Source organism: Halomonas heilongjiangensis (assembly GCF_002879645.1).
Taxonomy (GTDB): domain Bacteria; phylum Pseudomonadota; class Gammaproteobacteria; order Pseudomonadales; family Halomonadaceae; genus Halomonas; species Halomonas heilongjiangensis.
Genome location: NZ_PNRE01000091.1, coordinates 1 through 26,132, shown reverse-complemented (window position 1 = coordinate 26,132; position 26,132 = coordinate 1). Strand labels below are relative to the sequence as shown.

The following is a 26,132-nucleotide window of genomic DNA, read 5'->3' as shown; positions in this document are numbered from 1 at the left end:
ACAACGACAGCGGCGGCGGCGGCTGCCTGAGGAGCACGCATGCGGATCAAGTCACCTACCCTGCGCTGGCTGGTGGCGGGCAGTTTCGCCGCCGGCCTGGGCTGGTCGTCGACCCTGCCGGCCGACACGCCGGCGCCCATCACCCTGGGCTATCTCGGCATGGAGCGACCCGACGACCGGGAGCCGCTCTCGGTGCTCGCCCCGGTGCTCGACGACGAGGGACTCCAGGGCGCTCGGCTGGGGATCAACGACAATAACGCCACGGCCCAGTTTCTCGATCAGGAGTTCGTGCTCCATGAGGCGGAAGTCGCCCAGGGCGACGACGTCGGCGAGGCGCTGCAGGGCCTGATCGACCAGGGCGCCGACTGGATCGTCAGCGGCCTGCCCGCCGAGGCGCTGCTCGAGGTGATGGCCCACCCGGCGCTGGGTGACCGGGTGGTGTTCAATGCCGGGACACCGGACGACGCCCTGCGCGGCGAGTCCTGCCACCCCAACCTCTATCACACCACGCCGAGCCGGCGGATGCTGGCCGATGCCCTGGCCCAGTTCCTCGGCTACAAGCAGTGGGAGCGCTGGGCGCTGGTCTACGGCAACACCGACGAGGACCGGATCCTGGCCGAGACCCTGAAGGCCGCGGCGGAGCGCTACGGCCACCGCATCGTGGGTGACAAGATGTGGCCCCACGACCCCATGGCGCGACGCGCCGAGGGCGGTTTCCATGCCATCCAGCGCGAGATCCCGGTGTTCGTGCAGGACCTGCCCGAGCATGACGTGCTGGTGATCGCCGACGAGACCGACTACTTCGGCGAATATTTCCCCTTCCAGACCTGGGCACCGCGTCCGGTGGTGGGCACCCAGGGGCTGGTCGCCACCGCCTGGCACCGGGCCCACGAGTCCTGGGGGGCGGTACAGCTGCAGCGGCGCTTCGAGAAGCTCGCCGACCGCTGGATGACGCCCCGCGACTTCGCTGCCTGGCTGGCGGTACGCTCCCTGGGCGAAGCCGCGGCGCGTACCGGTTCGGTCGACCGGGAGACGGTCATCGACTATATGCTCGGCGAGGAGTTCGAACTCGCCGGCTACCTGGGGCTTCCGGTCAGCTACCGCACCTGGAACCACCAGCTTCGCCAGCCGATCCTGGTCACCGGCCCACGCATGGTGGCGTCGGTCTCGCCCCAGGAGGGCTACCTGCATCCGCGCACGCCGCTCGACTCGCTCGGCGCCGACGAGGGGGAATCGCCATGCCGCTTCTGAGCCAACTCACGACTCCCGCCGGCAGGCATGCCACCCTGGGACTGACGCTGGGCATCCTGCTGATATGGCCGCTGGTCGCCCAGGCCGAGCGCATCTTCGTCTCCAACGAGAAGGACAACACCGTCTCGGTGATCGACGGCGAGACCCTGGAGGTGGTGGAGACCATCAGCGTCGGGCGCCGCCCCCGTGCCATGGCCTTCAGCAGCGACGGCAGCGAACTGTTCGTGGCGGTGGGCGACGACGAGGCCATCGACATGATCGACCTGGAGACCCTGCAGGTGGTGCGCAGCCAGTCCTCCGGCGACGACCCGGAAGTGATCCGCGTCGATCCCAACCGTCCCTACCTCTACGTCTCCAACGAGGACGACAACATCGTCTCGGTGCTCGACTACGAGGCCCGCACCCTGGTCACCGAGATCCCGGTCGGGGTCGAGCCCGAGGGGCTGGGGATCAGCCCCGACGGCCGCTGGCTGATCGCGACCACCGAGACCTCCAACATGGCGCACATCATCGATGCCGAGGCCATGGAGGCGGTCCACCACCGCCTGGTGGGGGCACGGCCGCGGCACGCCGAGTTCACCCATGACGGCCGTGAAGCCTGGGTCTCGTCGGAGATCGCCGGCATGGTGTCGATCCTCGACATGGAGGAGACCTTCGACGTCAAGCACACTATCCGCTTCGACGTGCCGGGTGTGCCACGGGAGACCGTCCAGGCGGTGGGCGTGGTGCTGACCTCCGACGGGCGCTACGCCTTCGTGGCCCTGGGGCCCTCCAACCGGGTGGCGGTGATCGACCAGCAGACCTACGAGGTGCTCGACTACATCCTGGTCGGCCAGCGGGTCTGGCACCTGGCGCTCAACGGCGACGAGAGCCGGCTCTACACCACCAACGGGGTCAGCGGTGACGTCACCGTGATCGAGGTCGACGGCCTGCGGGCGGTCAAGTCGATCCCGGTGGGGCGCTTCCCCTGGGGGGTGATCGTCGAGCCGTGAGTGGACCCCTAGCCTCCGAAAGCGGCGCCCTCCCCCGGCGCGGGGAGGGCGATCTCGCCCTGCAGGTAAGCGACCTGAGCTTCGCCTATGGCGACACGCCGGTGCTGGAGGCGGTCTCGTTGGCCATTCCGGCCGGAGAGTTCGCGGTGCTGCTGGGGCCCAACGGTGCCGGCAAGACCACGCTGTTCTCGCTGATCACCCGTCTCCACGACCGCCGCCGAGGGGAGATCCGCATCGGTGGCTTCGACGTGCGCCGTCAGGCGGTACAGGCCCACGCGCGTATCGGGGTGGTGTTCCAGCAGCCGACCCTGGACCTGGACCTCAGCGTGGCCCAGAACCTGGCCTATCACGGCGCCCTGCACGGCATGGCGCCTCGGCAGGCGCGGGCGCGGGCCGAGGCCCAGCTGGCGCGGGTGGGGCTCGCCGAGCAGCGCCGGACACGGGTGCGCCAGCTCTCCGGTGGCCAGCGACGGCGGGTGGAGATCGCCCGGGGGCTGCTCCATGCGCCGCGCCTGCTGCTGCTCGACGAACCCACCGTGGGGCTCGATATCGCCTCTCGTCGCGACCTGGTCGAGCACGCTCACCGACTCTGCCGCGAGGAGGGGGTAGCGGTACTCTGGGCCACGCACCTGATCGACGAGGTCCGCCCGGGGGATCGCGTGCTGGTACTGCACCGTGGGCGACTGCTGGCCGACGACCGGGCCGAGGAGTTGATCGCCCGGCTCGGCGTCGACACCCTGGGCGAGGCCTTCGACCGCCTGGTAGCGGAAGGGGAGGCGCCATGCGCCTGATGCCCTGGCTGCACTGCCTGCGCGGCGTGGTCGGTCGCGAGCTGCTGCGCTTCCTGCATCAGCGCAGCCGCTTCCTGGCCGCCCTGGTGCGGCCCCTGGTGTGGTTGTTCGTGTTCGCCGCGGGCTTTCGCATGGCGCTGGGGGTGGCGATGACCGAGCCCTACCAGACCTACATCCTCTACGAGGTCTACATCGTCCCGGGGCTGGTCGGCATGATCCAGCTGTTCAACGGCATGCAGAGCTCACTCTCCATGGTCTACGACCGGGAGATGGGCAGCATGCGGGTGCTGCTGGTCAGCCCCTTTCCGCGCTGGTACCTGCTGCTCTGCAAGCTGCTGGCCAGTACCCTGGTGTCGGTGGTGCAGGTCTATGTCTTCCTGGCCATCGCCTGGTGGTACGGTATCCAGGCGCCGCCGCTCGGCTACCTGTGGATCCTGCCGGCGCTGCTGGTCACCGGCTTCATGGTCGGCTCCCTGGGGCTGCTGCTGTCGACCTTCGTGCGCCAGCTGGAAAACTTCGCCGGGATCATGAACTTCGTGATCTTCCCGATGTTCTTTCTCTCCTCGGCGCTCTATCCGCTGTGGCGCATCCGCGAGGGCAGCTACCTGGTCTACCAGATCGCCGCCCTCAACCCCTTCACCCAGGCGGTGGAGATGATCCGCTTCGCGCTCTACGAACGCGTCAACCTGGAGGCGATCCTGATCAGCGTGGTGGTGACCCTGGTGCTGCTGGGGCTGGCGATCCTCGGCTACAACCCCTCACGGGGCATGATGGCGCGCAAGGGCGGCGGCGGCGACTGACGGCTCAGTGGTCGGTCGCCTCGGAAGCGCGGGACTCGAGGAAGTGGATGATGCGCCGGCGCGGGCGTTCGTCGAGCCCCCAGAATACCATGTGGGTGCCGGGCAGGAAGGCGTCCGGGCCGGCCAGGAAGGCGTCGAGGGTCTCGGCGTTCCAGGTCAGCTCGGCCTCGCGCAGCGCCGGGGAGTAGTCGAAGTCCTCGACGCTACCGGCCGGCCGCCCGATGAGGCCGTGCAGGCTGGGGCCGGCCAGGTGCTCGCCGGGCACCAGGCTATGGCAGCCGAGGCACTGGGCGCGGAACAGGCGCTCGCCCTGGCCGCGTTCGGCATCGGCCAGGGCCGGCGCAGCGGCCAGGGTGGCGACGAGCGGCAGCCAGGCCACAACGGACCAGGCGGTGTCGAGGAGGCGACTTGGCACGGGCGAGGTCAGAAGCAGCGCAGGTTGGCGTCGGCCTGGGCCTGGCGCAGGGCCTGCAGTTGATCCTGCATGCCGCGTTCGGTGCGGAACAGCACGCCCAGTTCGCCGCGCTGATCCTGCATGCCGAGCACCGTCTCGACCTGCTCGTACTCCTCGTAGGAGAGGTGCTCGGCGATTACGTCGATGCTGCACGAGCACTTCTGCATGGTCAGGTAGCTGTTGCCATTGGATGCCATGCAACCCAGCACGTAGTCCACGCGCGCCTCGGTGGGGTAATCGTTGGCCATGACCGGCACTGCCAGCCCTGTCAGCAGAAGGAAAAGGGCGGCCTGACGCAGGATGCCGGCCGGCCCTGTCCGAAGTCTGGGCATTGTTGTTGTCTCCGGAGCCGTAGTGGAATGACAGCCTTCAAGTTATGGCACTTCGCGGGGTTTTGCCACCGTCTTGCCGTGACATGGCGCCCCCCGTGCCATCACCCTGATGAAGCCCCCCGGCACAACACGCCTTGCGACCCGCCGGCGGGTCACTCTTTCCTGGTCTTGTCGTCTTGCGCTGCCTCGTCCTTGAGTTCGTAGTCGCCCTCCAGCACCCGCTGCTCGCGGTAGTTGCCATCATCGCCGTGACTCTCCCGGTAACGGGTCTCACGGTAGTGGAAGCCGGTGCCGATATCCTCGGCCTGTTCGGCGCGCATGCGCTCCATGCGCTTCTTCATGCGGTAGCGCAGGATCGGCAGCATTGCCCAGCCGAGCAGCAGGAAGAGCAGCCCCAGCACCATGGCGACGATCATCATGGCGCCGAACAGCAGCCAGGTGAGCAGCAGCTTCAGGCCGTCCAGGGGCCCACCGGGGCGGGTCTGGCGGGCGCGTTCCCGCCACTGCCGGGCGGCCTGCCAGGCGGCGTTGTGGCGGGGGTCGTGTGGATCGGGCATCGGGATCTCCCTGGGGTGGAGCCGGGCTCCGTGAATGGCTGCCCCTTGGAGGCCGCCCGGGGGTAATCGTTCCTGGCCGGTCGGGTACCGGGAGGCGGAGGGGTCACGAGTGCCATGCCTCGGCGACGATCTCGTAGCTTCTCAGGCGGTCCCCGGCGGCATAGACATCGGTGTTGAGCATCAGCTCGTCGGCCCCGGTGCGTTCGAGGAACTGCTCCAGTCCCGCACGTACGGTCTCGGGGCCGCCGATGATCGCCGCGCCCAGGAACTGCTCCACCTGGACCCGCTCCATGGGCGTCCAGTCCAGCCGCTCGACCGGCGGCAGCGAGCGTGTCCGCTTGCCGCGCACCATGCCGAGAAACTTCTGTCGGGTCGTCGAGGCGAGCCACTCGGCCCGTGCGTCGCTTTCGGCGGCGATCACCGGCAGGCCGACCATGGCGTGGGGCCTGTCGAGCACCGCGGAGGGCCGGAAGTTGTCGCGATAGAGCCGTAGGGCCTCATGCAGGTAGCCCGGGGCAAACTGGGCGGCGAAGGCGAACGGCAGCCCTTCCCGGGCCGCCAACTGGGCGCTGTAGCCGCTGGAACCGAGCAGCCAGATCGGTACCTCGGTGCCCTGGCCGGGTACCGCGCGGACACGCTGCCCGGGTTGCGCTTCGCCGAGGAAACCCTGCAGCTCGGCCAGTCGCTCGGGGAAGTCGTCGACACCGGCGTGGGGGTCGCGGCGCATGGCCGCCATGGTGGCGGCGTCGGAGCCCGGGGCACGGCCCAGGCCCAGGTCGATGCGACCGGGGTAGAGGGTCTCCAGGGTGCCGAACTGCTCGGCCACCACCAGTGGCGGGTGGTTGGGCAGCATGATGCCACCGCTGCCGACGCGGATGCGCGAGGTGGCGCCGGCCAGGTGGCCGATCAGCACCGCGGTGGCGGCGCTGGCGATGCCGTCGAGGCTGTGATGCTCGGCCAGCCAGTAGCGAGTGAAGCCGAGCCGTTCGGTCAGGCGGGCCAGGTCGACGCTCTCGCGGAAGCTGTCGGCGATGGTGCCGCCCTGGCGAATCGGGGCCAGGTCGAGCACGGAGAGGGGTGTCTTGGCGAGTCGTGGCATGTCGCGGCACTCGAAAGGTTGGTTAGCTTGCTTGCTATTCTGGCGTCATGGGGCGGCCGCGTGCCAATGCAATTTTGGGCGAGGAGAGAAAACCCGGTGATTTCCGGCCCGTCACCGGGCATCACGATCCCGATCCAGTGGGGGTCGCGCGTTGCCGCAAGCCCCCTTACACTCTGGATATTCTGATATTGGTCGCCGGGTAGCCAGGCCTATGCTGGGGTTTCTACAGGGGTTCGCCTATGGGCTCTTCGTCACCTGCCTGCCATGGTGCCTGGTGGGGTTGGCGAACCCGCGGCTGGCGGTACCCACCGAGGGTTCCGGCCGCTGGCAGGTCTTGTTCCGCTATGGCCTGCTGGTCCCCTTCCTCAGCATCCTGCTGTGGCTGACCTCGCTGTGGGGAGGCTTCGGGCCGAGCCTGGAGGGCTGGCTGGCGGGGCTGGTGGCGATCGCCGTGGAGGTCCCCCTCGAGCGCCGCTGGCGCCGCTGGCGTGCCCATCGACATCGACAGCGCCTCGAGGCGCGGCTCGAGGCCGAGGCGTCACGGCGGCGGGCCGAACAGGAGCGCGAGGCTCGCGAGGCCGGGGTGGCCGTGCTCGATCCGGCCCGGCCGCCCGTCGATGCCGACGAGATGGTGCTGGCCCTGTGCCGTGCCAAGCAAGGGTTGCTCGATGTCAGGCGCCCCGACCTGGCCATTCAGGCCGACCGCCTCTACAGCCGCTACCGTCATGTGCTGGACGTCCTGGCGGCCCGGTTCGAGCGCGGCGAACTGGCCTTCGAGCGTGCCCGGACCCTGGTCACCGAGGTGTGCCTGGGCGCGGTGGACAACCTGACCTCGATGGCCTCCCAGGCCAGCGGTGTGATGGGCGTGGACGGTGATTTCGTGCGTCGTCGCCTGGAGCGGGAGGGGCAGCGGCTGTCCACCGAGGAGCGCACCGCCCTCGAGCGCCGCCTGGAGTTGCTCGAGGGCACCGAGCGCCGCCTGGCCCGGCTCACGGCACGCAACGAATCCGCGCTGACCCTGCTCGACGACACCGCGGTGGCCCTGGCGCGCATCGAGACCGGGCGGCCCCAGGCCTCGGTCGCCGCCGACCGGGCGCTGGAGGAGTTGCGGCGCTTCATCGGCCGGGCCGAGCGCTACGGGCGCGGCGATCCTCGCTAGTCGGAAAGGCCGGCGGGCTCTGCTAGCTTGTAGGGAATGGGGCTCCACTACGCAGGTGCTTATGAACCAGCCAACCGAACGTGATCCGCGCCTCTCCCTGCCACCGGTGGAGGAGGTCGCCAGTGAGCTGGCGAAGGCGTCTCCCCGGCCGGCCGGCGAGGAGGAGGTCGGCGAAGACCCCGAGCTCACCGCCAGGGCCGATGCCTTCGTGGAAGAGGTGCTCGAGAGCGGCGACGACGCCTCCAGCCTGGCCCGGCAGCGGCGGGCGGTGGACGAGCTGGGGCTGGAGCTGCAGCAGCAGGCCGCTCACCGCAGCGCCATGCTGAAGACGCCGCTGCGCAAGCTGGCGCACCAGGGCGACGATGGCGGGCCGGTGGCCCGGGCGCTGGTCGACCTGCGTGGCAGGATGCAGGCGCTGGACCCGCGCGGGCAGCGCCTGTCGGCGGGGCGGTTCGACCGGGTGCTGGCCGTGATACCGGGCGCCGGCAGCCGTCTGCAGCGCTACTTCCGCAAGTTCGAGAACGCCCAGCAGGCGCTCGATGCGATCATCGCCGACCTGGAGACGGGGCGCGACATGCTGCATCGCGACAACCTGACCCTCGGCGACGATCAGGAGGCCCTGCACGAGATCCTGGGGCGCCTGCAGCGCCAGATCACCCTCGGGCGTCTGATCGACCGGCGCCTGCAGGACGCCATCGCCGGGCTCGACGAGACGAGCACGCAGCGCACCTTCATCGAACAGGAGCTGCTCTTTCCCTTGCGCCAGCGCACCGTCGACCTGCAGCAGCAAGTGGCGGTGTGCCAGCAGGGCGTACTGGCCCTCGAGGTGATCATCCGCAACAATCGCGAACTGGTCCGCGGCGTGGACAGGGCCATCCATGTCACCGTCTCGGCGCTCACCGTGGCGGTGTCCGTCGCCCTGGCCCTGGCCAACCAGCGTCTGGTGCTCGAGCGTGTCGAGTCCCTCAATGCCGCCACCTCCGAGATGATCGCCGGTACCGCCAGGGCGCTGCGCCAGCAGGGCGTCGAGATCCAGACCCGCGCGGCGTCGGCGCAGCTCGACATGCAGGCCCTCGAGCAGGCCTTCGGCGATGTCATGGCCGCGCTCGACGACCTGGCCCGCTACCGGCAGGAGGCCCTGCCGCGGCTGGATGACCAGATCGACCGGCTGGCGGTGCTCGCCGACGAGGGGAGTGCGGCGATCGAGCAGCTTCGCCGCGGCCGCGGGGATGATGCCGGGGCGAAGGCAGAGGGGCGCCCCGAGGGCTGATGCGGCCTACTTGAAGTGGGACGAGGCGTCGGCGAAGGCCTTGCGCAGGCGCTCCCACGACTCCTCCAGCCCCTGGCGCAGGGTGCCCCAGGCCGCCTCGCTGGTCTGCTGGAGTTCCTCGAGCAGCTCGCGGGTCTCGTCACGGCGCTGCTTCAATCGCTCGATATCGTCATGGTACTTGACCCGGGCCTCGTCACCGGCTTCTCGGGCCTTGGCCGCCAGGATGTCGATCTCGGCATTCCAGGCCTCGAGGTTGGCCTTCATTCTCTCGATGAAGTCGTCGCGCTTGTTCATGATGCTGCCCCGCGGGTGTCACTGCCCTTTCCCGTAACGATCACTTTACTCCCCCCGGGGTTCCCGAGATACGGCCGGGCCATCACCATCCTCGATCGTGGCAGTGGTCAGCCGGCGGCGCAGGTCGTAAGCTCACAGGGAAGTGGTGAAACCGGACTTCCGCCATGCCCTTCATTCGCACCGCCCGTGGCGCTCGGCGCCGCGGGGCCACCCGTCGCCGTCGGCCACACCGCCTCGGCAGTCACGACCTCGATCGCTGGCTGGACCGCCTGGTCGATGTCGCCGTGATCACCGCCCTGGCGGTCGGCGCCGTGGCGCTGGTGTTGACCCTCCTGCTGTAGTGACCCCGTGCGTTTCCTGCTGACTCTCGCCCTGCTGGCCGGCCTCGCGGCCATGGCCTGGTGGCACTTCGGAGACGATGTGCCCCGGCACTGGCATCCCGGCAAGCCGCTGCAGGTGGACGATCCCCTGACACCGGTGAGCCGCTGGAAGCTGTGGCGGCTGGCGGGCGATCGCGACGGCTGCCTGGCGGCACTCGACACGGTACCCGCAGGGGAGGTGCGTTATTCGCCGCTGGACGACCATGAGCCAGTGGCGGGCTGTCCGCTCGAGAACGTGGTGCGGCTGCACGGGAGTGGGGTCGATTTCAATGCCAGTTTCGTCGCCAGCTGCCCGCTGGTCCTGGCCTGGGTGATCTTCGAGCGTCAGCGACTGCAGCCCGCGGCAGAGGCGCTGCTCGGGACGTCGGTCGAGTCCGTGGTGCACTACGGCAGTTTCGCCTGTCGTCACGTCGCCGGACGCGAAGAGGGCCGACTCAGTGAACATGCCTCGGCCGAGGCGCTGGATGTGGCGGCCTTTCACCTGGCCGACGGGCGGCGGGTCACGTTGCGGGAGCACTGGCATGACGAGGGGCCTCGGGGAGCCTTCCTGCGCGAGGTCCGTGACGGGGCCTGCGACCTGTTCGGCAATGTGCTGGGCCCGGACTACAACGCCGCGCATGCCGATCACTTCCACTTCGGCATGCGCGGCTTCCGATTGTGTCGGTGAGCCGGCGGGCGCGTCACTCCTGCCAGACGATCCGGTCTCGCCCCTGATGCTTGGCACGGTAGAGCTGCCTGTCGGCCTGCTCGAGCAACTGCTCGCAGCTCATGTCATCGTCGCCCGGTGTGGCGCAGGCGATGCCGAAGCTGGCGGTCACCTGCTCGGCGTGCTCCGAGCCGGCGTGGGGAATGTCCAGCGCCAGGATGGCGTCCCGGATGCGGCTCGCCACCCGGCGGGCCCCCTCCAGGTCGGTATCGGGCAGGATGCAGACGAACTCCTCCCCCCCGTAGCGGGCCACCAGGTCCGTGGCGCGCGTGACCACGCGGGTCAGGGCGCCCGCAACGGCGCGCAGGGTGTCATCGCCGGAGACATGACCGTAATGGTCGTTGAAACCCTTGAAGTTATCGATGTCGAGGAAGATCACCGACAGCGGCCGCCGAGACCGCCGCGCCCGCAGCCAGGAGTCCGCCATGAAGCTGTCGAATCGCCGCCGGTTGGCGATGCCTGTGAGGCCGTCCAGGGTGGAGATCTGGTGCAGGGCGTCACGCTGGTCGAGGCCGTTCTGGAAGGCGTTCAACAGGTCGTCGAGGCTCTCCACCAGGTGACCCAGCTCGTCCTCGATGTGGCGTTCGAGCCGAGGCTTGGGCCACTGGCCGGGATGGTGTGGATCGGTCTCCGCGATGGCGGCATGCACGCGCAGCAGCGGCCGGGTGATGAAGGCATGGAACACCACCACGACCAGGGCGGCGATCGCCAGGGCCTTGAGCATGCCGAGCGAGAAGACCTGCAGGCTGCGGTCGATGAACGCCCGGGAGAGGCTGCCCAGGGCCAGGCTCAGCTCGATCTCGCCCACCGCGCTGGCTGGCTCGCCGCTGCCCAGTTCGTAGGTCAGGGGCTCCCGGTAGTGCAGGATGTCGCCGAACAGGGCATTGGCCAGCCAGCCGGCGTGGGCCTCGCTCGGTCGGTCGCGCCTGGCCATGATGCGGTCGAAGTCGTCACGGATGGTCACGCTCGCCACATGGCCGCCGGCCCACAGGCCCTCGGCGACCTGGGCCGCGAGGTCCGGGTTGAGCTGGAAGGCCGCCTCGGCGGCGGTGCCGTTGACCAGGGCCAGCAGGTGGCGTGTCTGGTTTTCCACCTCCTGGCGCATCGAGCGGGCGTCCGAGGCGAGCTCGATGGCCCCGGCCAGGATGCTCAGCAGCATGGCGATGCCGAGGGTCAGCACCGCCTGCTTGGCGGTCAGGCTGTGGCGCCGGAAGCGCGGTGACCCCTGGGGGGCGGCCGGTGGGGTCATGGCGAGCGCTCCCATGCCTCCAGGGCATCGCGGCGGAAGGCCTCGAGGCGGTCGTCGTCGAGCAGCCGGTCCAGGGCGGCCTGCAGGCGAGTGACGACGCTGTCGGAAACCGACGGATGACAGGCGAGATACAGGTCGGCCCGGTGGAAATCGAACAGCTCGCGCAGTTCGATGCCGGCATCCGCGGCGAGCAGGCGTGCCGTCTGGCTCCCCGTCACCCAGGCATCGATCAGTCCCGCCTGGAGGCGGCCGATGTTCTCCCGTTCGGTGGGCGCCACCACCACGGCCACTCCCCGTTGCGCCACGAACTGACCGACGGCATCCTCGCGAAAGCTGCCCACTCGCAGCTCCATCAGGTCGTCCAGGGAGTCCGCCTCGAGCGGGCTGTCGGCCAGGGCAAAGGCGGCCCACTCGTTGGTGACCAGCGGGCCGATCCAGGTGAAATGCGGCTCCCGTTCCTCCGTCCGCGTGGTCGAGTAGACGCAGTGGTTGTCGCGCATTCGGGCCTCGGTATAGGCCCGTGCCCAGGGCAGCAGGCGAAAGGTGACCGACAGGCCGGCCTGCTCCAGCCCGGCCCGCAGCAGGCGTGTCGCCATGCCGTCGATTTCTCCTTGCCGATCGAGGAAGTTGAACGGCGGATACTCTTCGGTGTTGAAGGTGAGGCCGTCCAGGCTCGCCGGCACCGGAAGAGGCAGCAGTAAGCAGACCGCAAGGAGTAGACATCTTTTCATGCGCCCGTCAGTTCCCCTTCCATGTGCAATTGTCGCGACGCGAAGGTCGCGAATCGAAGCTTGACGGCGGGTCACCTGCTCGTGTCCAAGCTAGCCGATGCCGGGGGGGATGTCATCCGCGGGCTGCCAACGCAAGGGCGGTGGCAACCCGCCCGACGGCGACCGTGGACTATGCTTCGAGGAGAGCCGCCGGCCTGCCCGCGCCGGTGGTCCCGTCGAGGAGGCGCCACCCCCGCGGGTGACGAATCGAGACATGCACCAGAAGCATCTCTTCGTGGTCGGGCTGGACGAGTTCAATCGGCAGCGGCTCGAGTCGTTGCGTGGCGCCGAGCACTACCGCTTTCACGGCGTCATCGATCCCGCGGAGGTCTACGAGACCGAGATCTTTCCCATCGCCGAGATGCTGGAGCGGGCCACGCGGGCACTCGAGGCCTTCGACGGTCCCATCGATGCCATCGTCGGCTACATGGATTTCCCGGTGTCGACCATGCTGCCGATCCTCTGCGAGCGTTTCGGCACCCGCACCACCTCCCTGGAGAGTCTGCTCCAGTGCGAGCACAAGTACTGGAGCCGACGGGTCCAGCGCGAGGTGATTCCCGACTTCATCCCCGCCTTCACCGCCTTCGATCCCTTCGATGATGACGCCCTCGCGCGGATCGGCGAGGCGGGGCTGTATATCCCCTTCTTCGTCAAGCCGATCAAGTCCTCGGGCTCCCGGCTGGGCTTCCTCATCGATAGCCCCGAGACCTTCTACCTGGCCATCGCGCAGCTGCGCGAGCAGATCGGCCTGATCGCCGACCCCTTCAATACGGTACTGGAGCATGCGCGGCTGCCCCCCGACATCGCCGCCGTCGATGGTCACTTCTGCATGGCCGAGGAGATCATCGGTGGCTGGCAGTGCACCGTGGAGGGCTATGTGTTCCAGGGCGAGGTCGTGAGCTACGGTATCGTCGACTCGCTGCGCTACCCCCAGGTGCTGAGCTTCTTCCACTACCGTTACCCCTCGGGGTTGCCCGGCCATGTGCAGGAGAAGATGACCGAGTTGACGCGCACGGTCATGACGCATATCGGCTACGACAACGCGGCCTTCAACATCGAGTATTACTGGGACGAGGTGCAGGGTCGCATCTGGCTGCTCGAGATCAATACCCGAATCTCCCAGTCGCACTGCGACCTGTTCGAGAAGGTCGACGGTGTCAGCCACCAGCAGGTGACCATCGACCTGGCGCTGGGCCAGCGTCCCGACATGCCGTCGCGCCAGGGCGAATTCCCCATGGCCGCCAAGTTCTTCTACCGGGTGTTCTTCGTCGATGCGGTGGTGACCCGGGTGCCCGGCGAGGCCGAGATCGCCGCCCTGGAGGCGGAATTCCCCGGCACCCTCATCGCGCTCCAGGTGGCGGCCGGCCAGCGCCTGTCGACCCTGCCCGAGCAGGACAGCTACAGCTATGCCCTGGCCCACGTCTGGATGGGGGCACGGGATGAAACGCAGTTGCTGGCCAACTACGACAGCCTGGCCTCGCGGCTGGGCTTCGAGTTCGACGACATCCGGGGTTGATGACATCCAGGGCCGAGAACGACCACAAGGGACAAGGAGAGCAGGGCCATGCGTATCGTGAACGACTTTCCCCGCCGGGTGCAGGAGGAGGAGACCTGGATACCCCTGGCGGATGGCACTCGCCTCGCGGCACGCATCTGGCGCCCGGTGGATGCCGAGCGCCACCCGGTACCGGCGATCCTCGAGTACCTGCCCTATCGCAAGCGCGACCTCACCGCCGAGCGCGACGTCCAGAGTCATCCCTACTGGGCGGGGCACGGCTATGCCGGGGTGCGGGTCGACATCCGCGGCACCGGCGAGTCCGATGGCGTGCTCACCGACGAGTACCTGCCCCAGGAGCTGGACGATGGCCTGGAAATCCTCGCCTGGCTCGAGGCCCAGCCCTGGTGCACCGGCGAGGTGGGCATGATCGGCATCTCCTGGGGCGGCTTCAACGGGCTGCAGATCGCCGCCCTGCAGCCCCCCCAGCTCAAGGCGGTGATCACGCTCTGCTTCACCGACGACCGCTACGCCGACGACATCCACCACATGGGCGGCTGTCTGCTGGCCGACAACCTCTCCTGGGCCTCGACCATGTTCGACGGCAACGCCTGCCCGCCGGATCCCGAGCTGGTGGGCGAGCGCTGGCGCGAGATGTGGCTCGAGCGCCTGGACGGCAGTGGCCTCTGGCTGGCCAAGTGGCTCGAGCACCAGCGTCGCGACGACTACTGGAAGCACGGCTCGGTGTGCGAGGACTACTCGCGCATCCAGTGCCCGGTATATGCCGTCAGTGGCTGGGCCGACGGCTACTGCAACGCGGTGTTCCGCCTGCTGGCCGGCCTCGAGGTGCCGCGCAAGGGGCTGGTCGGTCCCTGGGCCCACAAGTACCCGCACCTGGGCGTGCCGGGGCCGGCCATCGGCTTCCTGCAGGACGCGCTGCGCTGGTGGGACCAGTGGCTCAAGGGCATCGACACCGGGATCATGGAGGAGCCCATGCTGCGCGTCTGGATGCAGGAGTCGGTCCCCCCCTCGGCGCGCTACGACGTGCGCCCCGGTCGCTGGGTGGCCGAGCCGACCTGGCCGTCGCCGCACATCGTGCCGACGTCCTTCCGTCTGACCGCGGGACACGACCTGCTGCCGGAGGACGACGGCGAGGATGACGAGGCCAGTCTGGATATCCGCTCGCCGCTCTCGGTGGGGCTCTTCGCCGGCAAGTGGTGCTCCTACAATGCCCCGCCCGACCTGCCCCACGACCAGCGCGACGAGGATGGCGGCTCGCTGATCTTCCAGACGCCTCGCCTCGAGGCGCCGCTGGAGATCTGTGGCCAGCCGCTGGTCGAGCTGGAGCTCGCGGCCGACCAGCCGGTGGCCATGGTGGCGCTGCGCCTCTCCGACATCGCCGAGGACGACAAGGCCACCCGGGTCTCCTATGGGCTGCTCAACCTCACCCACCGCGACAGCGACGAGGATCCCGAGCCGCTGGAGCCGGGGCGCCGCTATCGGGTGCGGGTCAAGCTCAAGCACATCGCCCAGCAGTTCGCCGCCGGGCATGCCGTTCGCCTGGCACTCTCCACCAGCTACTGGCCGCTGGCCTGGCCGGCCCCGGAGCCGGCCCGGGTCACGATCCGGCCGAGCCGGTGCCGATTGATCCTGCCGGTGCGGGCGCCGCGGCCCGCCGAGGAGGCAGCGCTGCCGTCCTTCGGCGAGCCGGAAGGGGCCGCCCCGCTGGCCAAGACACTGCTGCAGCCCACCCAGGAGACCTGGCAGGTGATCCGCGACCTGGCCAACGACCGCACCACCCTGGAGGTGGTCAACGACGAAGGGCGTTACCGTCTCGACGACATCGGCCTGGAGATCGCCGCCAGGGTCACCGAGCGCTACAGCTATGCCTATGGCAACTACGACAGCGTCAGCGGCTGGACGGAGTGGCGACGCAGCTTCAAGCGCGGCGATTGGGAGGTACGCACCCTGACCCGCACGCTGATGACCAGCGATGCCGACAGTTTTCGTCTCCGCGCGACCCTGGACGCCTGGGACGGCGACACTCGCATCTACGCCCGGACCTGGGACGAGACCGTGCCTCGCGACCTGGTCTGAGGCTTCTCCAACCCTACCGACAGGAGAGCGGCCATGCCGAGAATCACCGGCCTCGATCACCTGGTGCTGCGCGTCACCGATCTCGACGCCATGCTGCGCTTCTACGTGGAGGCACTGGGCTGCGAGATCGAACGTCGCAACGACGACCTCGGCCTGATCCAGCTGCGTGCCGGGGCCGCGCTGATCGACCTGGTGCCGGTGGAGGGCGAACTGGGGCGCCGAGGCGGCCCGGCACCCGGTGCCGCGGGGCGCCACCTGGATCACTTCTGCCTGCGCGTCGAGCCGTTCGACGCGCAGGCGATCCGTGCCGAGCTGGCGTGCTTCGGCATCGAGGTCGGCGAGGAGAAGATTCGCTACGGGGCCGAAGGCAGCGGGCCCTCGCTCTACCTGAGCGACCCCATGGGCAATACCGTCGAGCTCAAGGGGCCGCCGCTGACCGGCCGGGAGTCGCCTGGCCAGGGCGGGCCAGCGGAGTGAGCCGAGGCGGGTCAGTCGTCGACGGGCTCCAGCCGATAGAGGCCGCCGTCCTCCTCGTCGTCGCTGAGCACGTAGAGGTAGCCGTCGGGCCCCTGGCGGACGTCACGGATGCGTCCCACCTTGCCGAGCAGCAGCTCTTCCATGTGCACCACCTCGTCCTCCTCGATGACGATGCGGTAGGCGCGTTCGGCACTCAGGCCGCCGGCGACCAGGTTGCCCTGCCAGTTCGGGTAGCGGTCGCCGGTGACCAGGGCAAGGCCGGAGGGAGCAAAGGTCGGCAGGAACTCGTGGATCGGATCGACCATCTCCTCGTCGAGTGACAGTGCGCTGCGCACGGCATCCCGGAGAGGCCCCTCGGTGCCGTAGTCGCGGCCCCGGCTGACCCTTGGCCAGCCATAGTTCCGTCCGGCCTCGATGCGGTTGAGCTCGTCACCGCCGCGTGGGCCGTGCTCGGTGGCCCAGGCGGCACCGCTTTGCGTATCGACCACCAGTCCCTGGACATTGCGATGCCCCCAGGAGTAGATCTCCGGCAGGATCTCGGCGTGGCCGACATGCGGGTTGTCCTCGGGGGCCAGGCCGTCGGCGCCCAGGCGCAGCACCGAGCCGGCGTGATCGCCGGTGTCCTGGGCGCTGTCGGGTTCGCCTCGGTCGCCGATGCTCATCAACAGGGAGCCGTCGGGCAGCCAGGCCAGCCGAGAGCCGTAGTGGCGCCCGGGTTCGAACCGCCGGTTCTGCTCGAACAACGCCTCTTGGTCGACCAGTTGCTCGTCGACCAGCCGGGCGCGCCCCAGCGCCGAGGCGGTGGCCTCGTCATCGCCTCGAGAGTAGGTGAAATAGAGCCAGCGGTTCTCGTCGAAGCCGGGATGGGGTACCACGTCGAGCAGTCCGCCCTGGAGGTGGGTGTGGACCTCGGGAACGCCCTCGACCTCCTGCGCTTCACCGTCTTCGATCAGCAGCAGGCGGCCGGGGCGTTCGGTCACCAGGAAGCGATCGCCGGGCAGGAGGGCGACGCTCCAGGGGTGCTCGAACCCCCCGGCGACCCTGACCAGGCGCAGTGTCTGATATTCGGTACCCAGGGACTCCTCGATCACCTCCTCGGCCAGTGTGGCCGTGCCCAGGGCCAGTAGCGCCAGGGACATGCCGCCGAGACAGACGGCCTTCCGTTGTCGCTTCATCTTGCCTCCTTGTCCAGTGTGCCCCTGTTCAGTGTAGTGAATGCCCGTGCCGCGCCATTGCTGGTAGTCTAGGGGGCTGACGGGGCCCGGCCCTCGCATGGCAAGGAAGGCGCGCATGAGTGTGGTTCCAGCGGCTGCCGGCACATCGCCCCGGCAGCGGGCAACGAGAAAGGAAATCTTCGGCTGGGCGATGTTCGATTTCGCCAACCAGGCCTATACGCTGCTGATCATCACCGTGGTGTTCGGCGAGCTCTTCACCACGGTGATCGTCGGCGAGCGCGGCGACGACTACCGGCTGGCCAACCTGCTGTGGAGCCTGGCGCTGGCGGTGAGCTACCTGCTGGTGGTGATCACCGGGCCGCTGTGCGGGGCGGTGATGGACTACCACGCCGCCAAGAAGCGCTTCCTGTTCGCCAGCTACCTGGCCACCGTGGCGACCACCGCGATGCTCTACTTCGTGGCGCCGGGCTACGTGGTGCTGGGCCTGCTGCTGATCGTGGTGTCGAACTATGCCTACTCCATGGGCGAGTCCTTCATCGCCGCCTTCCTGCCCGACCTCGGGCCCCCGGAGGACCTGGGCAAGATCTCCGGCTTCGGCTGGGCGCTGGGCTACGTGGGCGGGCTGTTCGCCGCCGGCTTCACCCTGGTGGCGCTGGGCGAGGCCACGGCGGAGAACTTCGAGCGCATCCGCTGGGTCGGCCCCTTCGCCGCCGGCTTCTTCCTGGTCACCGCCATCCCCACCTTCCTGTGGGTCAGGGAACGCGGCACCCCGCAGCCGCCCGGCATGCCCTACCACCGGATCGCCTGGGAGCGGGTCGCCACCACCCTGCACGAGCTCCGGCGCTTCCGTGACCTGGGCATCTTCCTGGTCTCGCTGCTGTTCTCCATGGCCGGGGTCTACATCATCATCGCCTTCGCCTTCATCTACGGCGCCCAGGTGATCGGCTGGGACGAGTCGATCCGCAACCTGATGTTCATCATCGTGCAGATCACCGCCGCGGCGGGGGCGCTGGGGTTCGGCTTCATCCAGGACCGCATCGGCACCAAGGTCACCTACCTGATCACCCTGATGCTCTGGGTGGCGTCGATCTTCGCCATCTGGGCCACCCCCGAGGTCACCGCCTTTCTCAATGCGCGACTGGGGCTCGGCTGGGAGGCACAGCACCTCTTCCTGGTGGTGGGCTGCCTGGCCGGCCTCAGTCTGGGCTCGAGCCAGTCGGCCAGCCGCGCCCTGGTGGGGCTCTTCTCGCCGACCCGCAAGGCCGCCGAGTTCTTCGGCTTCTGGGGGCTGGCCAACAAGCTGGCCGGGGTTCTCGGCATCATCGCCCTGGGGCTGCTGCAGTCGCTGGTCGGCCTGCAGGCCTCGATCCTGCTCTGCGCGGCGCTGTTCATCGTCGCCATCCTGGTCTGCCTGGCCGTGAACCAGGCCCGCGGCCAGCAGGCGGCACGCGACTGGGAGGCGCGCAACGGCGGCTGAGGTGGCATAGACTGGAAGGATCCCGCCTGCCGCGGCTCCACTGGAAGTTGCCGTCATGGACCCCGTCATGCTGCGTGCCATCGAGCGCATCCTGGTCGTGCTGTTCGCCGGCATGGCCATCTACCTCGGCTACCGGTTGTTCCTGGCGGTGCCCACCCACCGCGACAGCGACGGCAAGGTTACCCTGCCCGGCGGCACCGAGGTGGTGCTGAACCGCGCCGCGCCGGGACTCTTCTTCGCCCTGTTCGGCAGCGTGGCCCTGGGCATCTCGCTGTACAGCGCCGTCCAGGCCACCTCGGCACCGCCGATGACGACCGGCGATGCCCCGACGCTGGCCAGCTACTCCGGGCTCGTTCCGGAGGCCGGGGGCATCGACCCCGCCCTGGAGCAGGCCCGGCTGCGTCGACTCCTCTTCACCCTCAATGCCCTGGTCGACGCCTCCGCCTCGGAGGGCAGCCAGGCCGTGGCCGAGCGTGGCGACCTGCGCCAGGTGAAGCTGCGGCTGATGCGCGACGCCTGGCTGGACGGCTGGGGCGACCATGCCGCCTTCAGCGACTGGGCCAACGGTACCGATGCCCGGGGGGAGCCGCCCGATGCCCGCTTCTCTGCGCCGGCGGCCCTCTACCATCAGGGCAGGGACCGGCCGTGAACGCCGGCTGGCGACTCGGCCTGGTCCTGTCCTGCTGGCTGCTGGCCTCACCGGCCGCGGGCATGGTCGGCCTCTACGACGAGGCGACCCTGGCGTACTGGTCGAGGATCACCCCCGAGGATATCCGCCGCGTCCATGACGAGGACCTGTCGCCGGCCTTCGAGGCCGAGGAGCGTGAGCGGCTGGCTGGCGTCGAGCTCGCCTTCCCGCTACGTTGCCCCGTGCCCGCCAGCGAGCCCTTCTGCTACTACCAGCAGACCCTGGCCGATGGCCGCCGCCAGGTGGTGATGTCGGTGGCCTCGCTGCGCCTGTTCGGTGACCTCGCCCTGGCCATGGCCTGGCTCCAGCTCGAGGGCCTGTCGATCGAGACGCCCTCACAGTACCTGGCCATGCTGCGTCACCGCCGGCCCGAGTCGTTTCCCGAGGGGCGCTACCCGCTGCCGCTCGCGGCGCTGGGGGTACCCGATGACGTACGGGAGCGTGCGGAGGTGATGGTACTCTACGGCAAGATCTTCACCTCCTCGGTGGTCTTCGTGCTGCTCCACGAGCTGGGGCATGCCCTGCACCGCCATCCGGGCTACGGGCCCGAGGTGTCCCGGGAGGCGGCCCGCCGCCACGAGGCCGAGGCCGACGATTTCGCCCTGGACGTCATGGCCCGGCTCGCCTATCCGCCGCTGGGCATGAGCGTCTTCTTCACGCTGCTGGCCCACTGGGAACCCAATCGCTGGCACTTCGCCGACGAGGCGGCCTATCGGGCCCATCTGGCCGACGCCACCCATCCGTTGACCTCGGACCGGCTGAGGGGGCTGGCCGCGGCCCTGTCCGAGCGCCGCGACGCCTTCGCCCGGGCCGAGCCGGACTTCGCCGCGGCCCGCGAGCGGATCGACGGCGTGGCCGACGAGATCGGTCGCCTGGCGGGCTTCCTGGACGACCGCGACATCCAGGAGGGCATCGTGCGCCTGGGGCGTGCCACCGAACCGGCCGTGCTGCAGCCGCGGCGAGAGGGTGAGCTGGTCATCGACCCGGCGGTGGCGGCCGCCGGGCAGCCCTTCGCGGGCACCTTCCAGGGCACGCTCGGCGATGCCTCGGGGGAGTTGCCGGTGTGGCTGGTGCTCGAGCGGCAGGGCGACCGGGTCCAGGGGGTGTTCACCTACGGGCTGGGCCTGGGCCATCTGGAGGGAGAGGTGCAGGCGGGGCGCCTGCATTTCGGCTGGACGCTGGGGCTGGAGCAGGGACTGGGCCTGCTCGAGGCGGCGGCGGACGACGGTCGACTGCATGGCAGCTGGGGGCGGGAGCGTTCCGCCGACGATGGCGGTCATTGGGAGCTGTGGCGAGAGGAGCTCGAGTAGGAACGCCGGCCCCGTGGCAACGACGAGGGCGGCAAGGGAAGGCGTGGGGGGAGGAAGGCCGACGCTTCGCGCCCGGCGTGCTGTCGGCGGGTAGACAGCGCCGGACTTCGGTGTCAATGCTGTCGTTGGGCAGAGCGAGGGAGGACGGCGGATGAGCGACGAAGACCCCGCGCGGCGTGCCGGGCTCGGCATGATGCTGCTGTTCTGGGCGCTGTTCATCGGTGTCGGCACCTGGTGGTTCCAGGGCTTTCTGGAGAGTCAGCGCAACCCCAATGCCCACCTGGTCAACGCCGTGGGGGAGGGCGAGTCGGTCATCCTGGAGCGCAACCGCGCGGGTCACTTCATGGCCACCGGTCGCATCAATGGCGAGCCGGTGGAGTTCCTGCTCGATACCGGGGCCACCTACGTGGCCTTGCCCGCCGGCCTGGCCGACCGGCTGGGACTGGAGCGGGCAGGCTCGGCCTGGTTCAATACCGCCAATGGACGGGTGCGCGGCGATCTCACCATCCTCGATGAGGTCAGCCTGGGGGGCTTTTCCGCCACCGAGGTGCGCGGCTCGATCAGTCCGGGCCTGGAGGGCGACGTCGCCCTGCTGGGGATGAGCTTCCTCAACCGCTTCGACATCGAGATCCGCGCCTCGCGCATGGTCCTGCGCCCGGCCCGGCAACCCTGAGGCGCCCATGTCGAACCACCCGAGAGGCCGTCGAGCCGAGCAGCCGCGGGAGATCTCCGGCCGCGGCTGGCTGGACATCCTGTGGCGCGTCAAGCAGGAGATGAGCGACGACCGTCTCACCATGCTGGCCGCCGGTATCGCCTTCTATGCCCTGCTGTCGTTGTTTCCCGCCATCGCGGCGGTCATCTCGCTCTGGGCGCTGGTGCTCGACCCCCAGGACATGACGCGCCAGATCATCGAACTGAGTCGCTTCCTCCCCGAGGACGGGGCGAAGCTGATCGAGGAGCAGGCCCGCAAGATCGGCGACAACACCGATACCGGGCTGAGCCTGACCGCCCTGACCAGCCTGGTGGTGGCGATGTACGTGGCCTCCAGGGGCGTGCGTGGCCTGATCGTCGGGCTGAACGTCGTCTACGGCGAGGACGAGCGTCGCGGCCTGGGCCACCGCATGCTGGTCATCGCCGCCCTGACCCTGGGACTGATCGTGCTGACCCAGGTCACCATCGTGTTCATCGCGTTCGTTCCCCTGGCCATCGGCATGCTCGGCCTCGACGACACCCCGGTCAGGGTGATCGGCTGGCTGCGCTGGCCGGTCCTGCTGCTGATGATGATGTTCGTCGTCGCCGTGCTCTACCGCTTCGGCCCCTATCGGCGCTCGCCGCGCTGGGAGTGGGTCAGCGTCGGCACCGTCACCGCCACCCTGCTGTGGTTGCTCGGCTCCGGTGGGCTCTCGCTCTATGTCGGCCATGTGGCGAACCTCGGCGAGCTCTATGGCTCGCTGGGCGCGGTGGTGGTACTGATGCTGTGGTTCTGGCTCTCCGCCTTCGTCGTATTGCTCGGTGCCGAGATCAACGGTGAAATGGAGCGCCAGACCCGGCACGACACCACCATCGGCGAGTCGCGGCCCATGGGAGAGCGCGGCGCCCATGTGGCCGATACCCTGGGCCCGAGGCGCCGCGATCGCTCCAGCGACACGCCCGACCAGGGAGAGAACCCGTGAGCCTCAAGCAACAGCTCGGCATCGAGCTACCCATCCTCCAGGCACCCATGGCCGGCGTGCAGGGGGCCGACCTCGCCGTGGCGGTCTGCGAGGCCGGCGGCCTCGGGGCACTGCCCTGCGCCATGCTGGGTGTGGAGGCGATGCGCGACGAACTCGCGTCCATTCGCTCGCGCACCTCCCGTCCGCTCAACGTCAACTTCTTCTGTCATACGCCCCCCGAACCCGACGCCGGCCGCCAGGCGCGCTGGCACCGGGCGCTGGCACCCTACTATGCCGAGTTCGGCCTCGACATCGCGAGCGTGCCGGCCGGGGCGGGACGCCGGCCCTTCGATCACCAGGCCTGCGACCTGCTGGAGGCCGTCCGCCCCGAGGTGGTCAGCTTCCACTTCGGGCTGCCGGCGCCGGAATTGCTCGAGCGGGTCAAGGCCTGGGGCGCCACGGTGCTGTCGTCGGCCACCACGGTGGAGGAGGCGCGGTGGCTCGAGGCCCATGGCGTCGATGCGATCATCGCCCAGGGGCTCGAGGCGGGCGGCCACCGCGGTATCTTCCTCTCCGACGACCTCACCACCCAGGTCGGCACCTTCGCCCTGCTGCCCCAGGTGGTGGCGGCGGTCGAGGTGCCGGTGATCGCCGCCGGTGGCATCGGCGATGCCCGCGGAGTGGCGGCGGCCCTGGCGCTGGGCGCCGCGGCCGTGCAGGTCGGCACCGCCTTCCTGTGCTGCCCGGAGGCGACCACCTCGCGGATCCACCGGCAGGCGCTGATGAGCGAGGCGGCCCGCCATACGGCGCTGACCAACCTCTACAGCGGCCGCCCGGCGCGGGGCATCGTCACCCGCTTGATGCGCGAACTCGGCCCGCTCAGTGATGTCGCCCCGGCCTTTCCGCTCGCCACCGCGGCCATCGCCCCGCTGCGGGCCGCCGCGGAAGCGCAGGGCAGCGGTGACTTCTCGCCGCTGTGGGCCGGGCAGAATGCCAGCGGCTGTCGCGAGGTCCCCGCCGCCGAGGTGATCGCCGAGCTGGCTGGATATGACGAGGGGCGCCGGGGACAGGCCGAAGAGGAGGTCTTTTGCCAGGGAAGGCAAAAGTAGCGCCCAGGGAGGGGGTTACAGCGCCTCCTCCCAGGCCTGTCGTCGGATCAGCCCCGAGAAACGGTGAGCCAGCCTGTCGAGGCTGATATCATGGATGTATGACCAGTATCTCGCCTGCCCGTTCGGTCACCGCCTCGCTGGATGACCCGCTCTACTACCTGGTGAACTTCCGCTTCGTGCTGGCGTGGGTCGCCGAGCGGCACGGTGGCCTGCTGAACGCGTCGGAGCGGGCCTTCCTGGCGACCTTCGAGGACCTGCCGCGTGCCTCCCGGGCGCTGCTGGTGCGCATGGTGATGCGCAAGGGTGAGCACTTCCGCCTCGCGAGGCTCGGCTATGCCGAGATCGGCGATACCGCCGCGGCGCTCTCGCCGCTGATCGACGCCGGTTGGGTCGAGCCCGACCCCGAGCTGACCCTCGACGAGCTCTTCCGCCAGCTGCGGCTGCCCGAGCTGCGTCGGGCGCTTGCCGACGAGATCGCCGCCGCCGGGCTGCCCGCTTCCGTCGGCAAGGCGGCGTTGTACGAGGCGCTGGCGCCACGCCTCGGCGACTGCCGCCGGCTGGCCGCCTGGTGGCCGGAGGCGCCCGATCGCATCGTGCGCCTGGCCGTGATGGAGACCTGCGATCGGCTGCGGCTGATGTTCTTCGGTAACCTGCGCCAGGACTGGGCCGAGTTCGTGCTCGCCGAACTGGGGGTGCAGCGCTTCGAGCGGGTTGCCTTCTCCCCCGAGTCGCGGGCCTTCCAGTGCCGCGAGGAGGTCGACGCCTACCTGGCCCTGCATCGGCTGCGCGAACGGCTGGAGGCCGGTGACTCGCCCGAGGCGCTGCACGCCGAACTGCCGGCGATAAACGGCGACAACGGCTGGTTGGCGGGGCGCCGGACCCGGCTGCTCCTGCAACTGGGCGTGGCCGCCGAGCGTGCCGGGGAACGCGAGCGGGCGCTCGCCCTCTATGCCGAGGCCGGGCCAGGCGAGCCGCGCATCCGCCGCCTGCGTCTGCTGGAGCGGATGGGCGAGCATGCCCGCGCCCATGAACTCGCCGAGCGGGCCGCCCGGGAGGCGCTCGGCGAGCAGGAGCACCAGGCGCTGGAGCGCCTGCGCTTGCGGCTGCGGCTGGGCCTGCCGCCGGTGGCGCGTGTCCCCGAGCCCGTCACCGAGCGCTGGGACCTCGCGTTGCCCGGCCCGGTGGCGAGCGTGGAGCTCGCGGTGCGCGACCACCTGAGCAGCGCCTCGTCGCCGGTGCACTATGTGGAGAACGCCCTGCTCACCGGTCTGTTCGGGCTGCTCTGCTGGGGGGCCGTGTTCGCCCCGCTGCCCGGCGCCTTCTTCCATCCCTTCCACGGTGGGCCGGCGGATCTCCACCGGGAGGACTTCGTCGCCCGGCGCCGGGCGCTGTTCGACACCTGCCTGGGCCGGCTCGACGATGGCAGCTACCGCGAGGCGATACGGCACACCTGGGGCGAGAAACAGGGGACCGTCTCGCCCTTCGTGCACTGGGGCGTACTCACCGAGGCGCTGCTCGAGCAGGCGCTCGCCGCTATCCCGACGCCGGACCTGCGCGCCTGCTTCGCGCGGCTGCTGGCCGATCTCAAGGCCAACCGCGCCGGCCTGCCGGACCTGATCCAGTTCCTTCCCGAAGCCGATGCCGCCGGTCGCCGCTACCGGCTGATCGAGGTGAAGGGCCCCGGCGACCGCCTGCAGGACAACCAGCGCCGCTGGCTGGCCTTCTTCCACGCTTGCGGCATCCCCGCCGTGGTGTGCCATGTTCGCTGGCAGGACACGCCATGAGCGAAGGCGAGTACCGTGTCGCGGTCAGGGCGCTGTGCGATTTCACCGCCCGGGAGGGCGACCTCGATCATCGCTTCACCCCTGCGCCCAGCGCCCGGGAGGGGATCGCCGGCCACGCCCTGGTGGCCGGGCGCCGCGGCGAAGGGTATGAGGCCGAGCTGCCCCTCTCGGGCCGTTTCGCGGGCCTGGTCGTCGGCGGCCGGGCCGACGGCTATGACCCGGCAGCCAACCGCCTGGAGGAGGTCAAGACCCATCGTGGCGACCTGTCGCGCATGGCCGCCAACCAGCGCGCCCTGCACTGGGCCCAGGTGAGGGTCTACGGCGCCCTGCTGTGTGCCGAGCGGGGCCTGGAGGGCGTCACCCTGGCGCTGGTCTACCTGGAGATCACCACCGGCCGCGAGACGCTGCTGACCGAGCGGGCCTCGGCGGCCGAACTCACGGCCTTCTTCGAGGCCCAGTGCCGGCGCTTCCTGGCCTGGGCCGGGCAGGAGGCCGAGCATCGCCTGCGTCGCGATGCGGCCCTGCGCGAGCTCGCCTTTCCCCATGCCGCCTTCCGGCCCGGGCAGCGCGAGCTGGCGGAGGGCGTCTACAAGGCGGCGGCCACCGGGCGCTGCCTGCTGTCCCAGGCGCCCACCGGCATCGGCAAGACCCTCGGCACCCTGTTCCCGATGCTCGCGGCCATGCCGCGCCGGGGGCTGGATCGCCTGGCCTTCCTGACCATGAAGACCCCCGGCCGGCGGCTGGCCCTGGACACCCTGGCGGTG

At 69.7% G+C, this 26,132-nt stretch carries 26 protein-coding genes and 1 pseudogene; 19 read left to right on the top strand and 8 right to left on the bottom strand.

Annotated features, from left to right (window positions below; genetic code table 11):
- Positions 1 to 39: 39 nt before the first annotated feature.
- From C1H66_RS19785 to C1H66_RS19770, 4 genes are read left to right on the top strand one after another with little or no spacing between them, the layout of a single operon-like run.
- Positions 40 to 1,251 (top strand): ABC transporter substrate-binding protein, encoded by a 1,212-nt coding sequence (locus C1H66_RS19785; RefSeq protein WP_102629597.1) that lies wholly within the window; start codon positions 40 to 42, stop codon positions 1,249 to 1,251.
- The gene (locus C1H66_RS19780) at positions 1,239 to 2,243 is read left to right on the top strand and encodes a PQQ-dependent catabolism-associated beta-propeller protein (protein ID WP_102629596.1); all 1,005 of its coding nucleotides are present in this window, start codon (positions 1,239 to 1,241) and stop codon (positions 2,241 to 2,243) included. The genes C1H66_RS19785 and C1H66_RS19780 overlap by 13 nt, the downstream gene beginning before the upstream one ends.
- Entirely contained in the window at positions 2,240 to 3,034 is a 795-nt protein-coding gene (locus tag C1H66_RS19775) for an ATP-binding cassette domain-containing protein (RefSeq protein ID WP_102629595.1), read from the top strand. The genes C1H66_RS19780 and C1H66_RS19775 overlap by 4 nt, the downstream gene beginning before the upstream one ends.
- Positions 3,025 to 3,834: an ABC transporter permease gene (locus tag C1H66_RS19770; RefSeq protein WP_102629594.1), complete on the top strand. Its 810-nt coding sequence runs from the start codon at positions 3,025 to 3,027 to the stop codon at positions 3,832 to 3,834. The genes C1H66_RS19775 and C1H66_RS19770 overlap by 10 nt, the downstream gene beginning before the upstream one ends.
- Before the next feature lie 4 nt (positions 3,835 to 3,838).
- Here C1H66_RS19770 and C1H66_RS22670 read toward each other — a convergent pair whose 3' ends face one another.
- From C1H66_RS22670 to C1H66_RS19750, 4 genes are all read right to left on the bottom strand, one after another.
- Positions 3,839 to 4,249, bottom strand: coding sequence for a c-type cytochrome (locus C1H66_RS22670; protein WP_170064193.1), 411 nt, complete (start codon positions 4,247 to 4,249; stop codon positions 3,839 to 3,841).
- Positions 4,250 to 4,257: 8 nt separating this feature from the next.
- Complete coding sequence (locus C1H66_RS19760) at positions 4,258 to 4,536, bottom strand: hypothetical protein (RefSeq protein WP_240618409.1); 279 nt, start codon at positions 4,534 to 4,536, stop codon at positions 4,258 to 4,260.
- Between the two features lie 236 nt (positions 4,537 to 4,772).
- Positions 4,773 to 5,177 carry a hypothetical protein gene (locus tag C1H66_RS19755; RefSeq protein ID WP_102629591.1) on the bottom strand — a complete coding sequence of 135 codons (405 nt, stop codon included), beginning with the start codon at positions 5,175 to 5,177 and terminating at the stop codon, positions 4,773 to 4,775.
- A gap of 103 nt (positions 5,178 to 5,280) precedes the next feature.
- Positions 5,281 to 6,276 (bottom strand): LLM class flavin-dependent oxidoreductase, encoded by a 996-nt coding sequence (locus C1H66_RS19750; RefSeq protein ID WP_102629590.1) that lies wholly within the window; start codon positions 6,274 to 6,276, stop codon positions 5,281 to 5,283.
- A gap of 211 nt (positions 6,277 to 6,487) precedes the next feature.
- Here C1H66_RS19750 and C1H66_RS19745 point away from each other — a divergent pair, with 211 nt between their 5' ends.
- Positions 6,488 to 7,435, top strand: coding sequence for a cobyrinic acid a,c-diamide synthase (locus tag C1H66_RS19745; RefSeq protein ID WP_102629589.1), 948 nt, complete (start codon positions 6,488 to 6,490; stop codon positions 7,433 to 7,435).
- Between the two features lie 61 nt (positions 7,436 to 7,496).
- Complete coding sequence (locus C1H66_RS19740; protein WP_102629588.1) at positions 7,497 to 8,705, top strand: toxic anion resistance protein; 1,209 nt, start codon at positions 7,497 to 7,499, stop codon at positions 8,703 to 8,705.
- A 6-nt stretch (positions 8,706 to 8,711) separates the two neighbouring features.
- Here C1H66_RS19740 and C1H66_RS19735 read toward each other — a convergent pair whose 3' ends face one another.
- Complete coding sequence (locus C1H66_RS19735; protein WP_102629587.1) at positions 8,712 to 8,999, bottom strand: sll1863 family stress response protein; 288 nt, start codon at positions 8,997 to 8,999, stop codon at positions 8,712 to 8,714.
- Between the two features lie 164 nt (positions 9,000 to 9,163).
- On the opposite strand from C1H66_RS19735, the gene C1H66_RS22995 reads away from it, so the two are divergent.
- Positions 9,164 to 9,340 carry a hypothetical protein gene (locus C1H66_RS22995; protein ID WP_170064192.1) on the top strand — a complete coding sequence of 59 codons (177 nt, stop codon included), beginning with the start codon at positions 9,164 to 9,166 and terminating at the stop codon, positions 9,338 to 9,340.
- A gap of 52 nt (positions 9,341 to 9,392) precedes the next feature.
- Complete coding sequence (locus C1H66_RS19730) at positions 9,393 to 10,046, top strand: extensin-like domain-containing protein (protein WP_102629606.1); 654 nt, start codon at positions 9,393 to 9,395, stop codon at positions 10,044 to 10,046.
- Positions 10,047 to 10,059: 13 nt separating this feature from the next.
- Here the strand turns inward: C1H66_RS19730 and C1H66_RS19725 are convergent, their stop codons facing one another.
- Both C1H66_RS19725 and C1H66_RS19720 read right to left on the bottom strand, forming a co-directional pair.
- Entirely contained in the window at positions 10,060 to 11,334 is a 1,275-nt protein-coding gene (locus C1H66_RS19725) for a GGDEF domain-containing protein (RefSeq protein ID WP_102629605.1), read from the bottom strand.
- Entirely contained in the window at positions 11,331 to 12,065 is a 735-nt protein-coding gene (locus C1H66_RS19720; RefSeq protein WP_102629586.1) for a substrate-binding periplasmic protein, read from the bottom strand. The genes C1H66_RS19725 and C1H66_RS19720 overlap by 4 nt, the downstream gene beginning before the upstream one ends.
- A gap of 253 nt (positions 12,066 to 12,318) precedes the next feature.
- On the opposite strand from C1H66_RS19720, the gene C1H66_RS19715 reads away from it, so the two are divergent.
- The 3 genes from C1H66_RS19715 to C1H66_RS19705 are packed head-to-tail and all read left to right on the top strand — an operon-like array spanning position 12,319 to position 16,173.
- Complete coding sequence (locus C1H66_RS19715; protein WP_102629585.1) at positions 12,319 to 13,620, top strand: ATP-grasp domain-containing protein; 1,302 nt, start codon at positions 12,319 to 12,321, stop codon at positions 13,618 to 13,620.
- Positions 13,621 to 13,668: 48 nt separating this feature from the next.
- Positions 13,669 to 15,696 carry a CocE/NonD family hydrolase gene (locus tag C1H66_RS19710; RefSeq protein WP_102629584.1) on the top strand — a complete coding sequence of 676 codons (2,028 nt, stop codon included), beginning with the start codon at positions 13,669 to 13,671 and terminating at the stop codon, positions 15,694 to 15,696.
- A 33-nt stretch (positions 15,697 to 15,729) separates the two neighbouring features.
- A complete protein-coding gene (locus tag C1H66_RS19705; protein ID WP_102629583.1) occupies positions 15,730 to 16,173 on the top strand; it encodes a VOC family protein in 444 nt (147 codons plus the stop codon).
- Positions 16,174 to 16,184: 11 nt separating this feature from the next.
- Here C1H66_RS19705 and C1H66_RS19700 read toward each other — a convergent pair whose 3' ends face one another.
- A complete protein-coding gene (locus C1H66_RS19700) occupies positions 16,185 to 17,348 on the bottom strand; it encodes a PQQ-dependent sugar dehydrogenase (protein ID WP_102629582.1) in 1,164 nt (387 codons plus the stop codon).
- A 115-nt stretch (positions 17,349 to 17,463) separates the two neighbouring features.
- On the opposite strand from C1H66_RS19700, the gene C1H66_RS19695 reads away from it, so the two are divergent.
- From C1H66_RS19695 to C1H66_RS19660, 8 genes and pseudogenes are all read left to right on the top strand, one after another.
- The gene (locus C1H66_RS19695; RefSeq protein ID WP_102629581.1) at positions 17,464 to 18,825 is read left to right on the top strand and encodes an MFS transporter; all 1,362 of its coding nucleotides are present in this window, start codon (positions 17,464 to 17,466) and stop codon (positions 18,823 to 18,825) included.
- A 55-nt stretch (positions 18,826 to 18,880) separates the two neighbouring features.
- A complete protein-coding gene (locus C1H66_RS19690) occupies positions 18,881 to 19,474 on the top strand; it encodes a hypothetical protein (protein ID WP_102629580.1) in 594 nt (197 codons plus the stop codon).
- On the top strand, positions 19,471 to 20,823 hold the full coding sequence (locus tag C1H66_RS19685) for a M48 family metalloprotease (RefSeq protein ID WP_102629579.1): 1,353 nt from the start codon (positions 19,471 to 19,473) through the stop codon (positions 20,821 to 20,823). Before C1H66_RS19690 ends, C1H66_RS19685 begins: the two co-directional genes overlap by 4 nt.
- Before the next feature lie 151 nt (positions 20,824 to 20,974).
- Positions 20,975 to 21,496, top strand: a complete 522-nt coding sequence (locus C1H66_RS19680; RefSeq protein WP_102629578.1) for a retropepsin-like aspartic protease family protein — start codon at positions 20,975 to 20,977, stop codon at positions 21,494 to 21,496.
- A gap of 7 nt (positions 21,497 to 21,503) precedes the next feature.
- Positions 21,504 to 22,496 carry a YihY/virulence factor BrkB family protein gene (locus C1H66_RS19675; protein ID WP_102629577.1) on the top strand — a complete coding sequence of 331 codons (993 nt, stop codon included), beginning with the start codon at positions 21,504 to 21,506 and terminating at the stop codon, positions 22,494 to 22,496.
- A complete protein-coding gene (locus C1H66_RS19670; protein ID WP_205738702.1) occupies positions 22,493 to 23,584 on the top strand; it encodes an NAD(P)H-dependent flavin oxidoreductase in 1,092 nt (363 codons plus the stop codon). The genes C1H66_RS19675 and C1H66_RS19670 overlap by 4 nt, the downstream gene beginning before the upstream one ends.
- 98 nt (positions 23,585 to 23,682) lie before the next feature.
- Entirely contained in the window at positions 23,683 to 25,368 is a 1,686-nt protein-coding gene (locus C1H66_RS19665; RefSeq protein WP_102629576.1) for a VRR-NUC domain-containing protein, read from the top strand.
- Positions 25,365 to 26,132, top strand: a pseudogene (locus C1H66_RS19660) (ATP-dependent DNA helicase); the annotation flags it as partial. The gene C1H66_RS19665 and the pseudogene C1H66_RS19660, both read left to right, overlap by 4 nt.